This window comes from Pseudarthrobacter kochi, from assembly GCF_055412805.1.
This window is the reverse complement of record NZ_JBVAYV010000102.1, coordinates 1-1,923: the sequence shown is the minus strand read 5'-3', so window position 1 is coordinate 1,923 and position 1,923 is coordinate 1. Positions and strand designations below refer to the sequence as shown.

1 protein-coding gene is annotated in these 1,923 nt (G+C 65.7%); it reads right to left on the bottom strand.

Translation table 11 applies throughout. The features are described 5' to 3' along the window. Positions 1-33 precede the first annotated feature (33 nt). The gene (locus tag ACZY0Y_RS19795; protein ID WP_463959930.1) at positions 34-1,269 is read right to left on the bottom strand and encodes an IS30 family transposase; all 1,236 of its coding nucleotides are present in this window, start codon (positions 1,267-1,269) and stop codon (positions 34-36) included. Positions 1,270-1,923 lie beyond the last annotated feature (654 nt).

Here is a 1,923-nt window from a genome sequence, read left to right as displayed (position 1 = left end):
GGCGGATTCTAGGGGTCGATGCAACACCCGAGGTCAGCTGGCTTCCAGTAGATCACGAAGACGCTCGGCCGGGGTGTCCCAGTCCAGTGTTTTGCGTGGTCTTGCGTTGAGTTCCTGGGCGACGTGTTCTAGGTCCTCGGGCCCGTAGGCGTTCAGGTTGGTGCTTTTGGGGAAGTACTGGCGCAGCAGCCCGTTGGTGTTCTCGTTGGACCCGCGCTGCCAGGGGCTGGCCGGATCGCAGAAGTAGACGTCCATGTCTGTGGCGATGCCGAAGGCTCGGTGCAGGGCCATCTCCACGCCTTGGTCCCAGGTTAGGGATCCGCGCAGGTGCGCCGGCAGTTTACCCATGGTTTCGATGAGCCCGTCGCGCACCGATACCGCGGTGTGGTCCACCGGCAGGTGCACAAGCATCACGTAGCGGGTGGTGCGTTCGACCAGGGTGGCGATCGCCGACTGGTTGTGGGCCCCGGTGATGAGGTCCCCTTCCCAGTGCCCCGGGACGGCGCGGTCTTCGACCTCGGGCGGGCGCTCGGAAATGTTGATCATCGGGTCGCGGAAACGGGGTGTGCGTTCCTCGGGGTTCCGGTGTTTTTTGCGGCGGGTCCGCCCTGTGCGCAAGGCCTCCTTGACCTCGCGCTTGAGTCCGCCGCGGGCCTGGAGGTAGAGGGCCTGGTAGATCGTTTCGTGACTCACGCGCATCTCGGGGTCATCGGGGAATTCCTTGATCAGCGAGCGGGAAATCTGCTCCGGGGACCAGTGGGTGAGCAGCTTGGTTTTCACCCAGTCGTGCAGTTCCCCGGCTGCTGCCAGCTTACTGTCCTTGGGCCGTGCCCGCGCCGCGGTAGCGGCCCGGTGGGCGCCGTAGGGCTGGTAGCCGAGCACGGCGTGGCTGTTGCGTTTGATCTCCCGGCTGATGGTGCCCACGGAGCGGCCCAGTGCCCTGCCGATCGCTTGCATTGAGGTTCCTTGGGAGCGCAGGTCCGCGATCCTCTCCCGCTCGGGCAGGGACAGGTAGCGGGCGCTGACGGGCTGTTCCAGGAGCGCCAGAGCCACCGGGGCGGGCGCAGGTTCTGCCGCCGCTGCCGGGACCGCAGGTGCCGCCCCGGGCACTGAAGACGGCAGGGAATCAGTAGTCATCTCCCGTTTATATGCGGGATCTCCTGTATCGGGACGAACGGCGCGCCCGTTGACCTGGACCAGGCCGTTGTCCCACAAATATGCACTCTTGCGGCTCGCGCCCGCAGTCGTTGCGGCTTCCTTCCTGCCGATGCCGGCACGGCGCAGGCGCAGGAACTCCTCGCGTTTGCGCACGCCGGGGTGGACGCTGGCGATGCCGGCCCGGCGGGCCCAGCCGATGCACATTCGCTGGTCCAGCCCGAGTTCCCGGGCTGCAGTGCTGACGCTGCCCACACGCTCCAGCACGCTGAGGAACTCCGCCTTCTCTGCCTGGCTCGTCCGCGGCGACGGCCCGCTGATCTTGCGCGGCTTCCGGGTGACCGCGCCGGTCTTGTAGGCCCAGTGGAAAGCGGTCTGGACGTTGATCCCCACCTCCCTGGCCGCCACGCTCACGCTCTGGACCCGGTCCAGCACAGCGAAGAACTCGTCCTTTTCGGCGTGGCCGTGTTTGCCTCCCGGCGGCCTTCCTGTGAGCGGAGCCCACGCCGCGCAGGTCACGGGATTGAACCCCAACTCCTGGGCGGCCAGCCGGACACTGCCCAGCCGTTCCAAGACCCGAAAGAATTCGTCTTTTTCGGACTCAGAATAGCGCCGGTAAGCACGTTTGACTGCCGGTCCGGCCGACGGATCCGACTCTTTCGTTGAAGGCGATTTTTTCCATAAGGAAGAACTGTTGGTCGATGGTGTTTCCATGGGTGTTGCAACTCCCGGATTTCGGGGGCGTTGCAACGATCACTAGAACTCGCC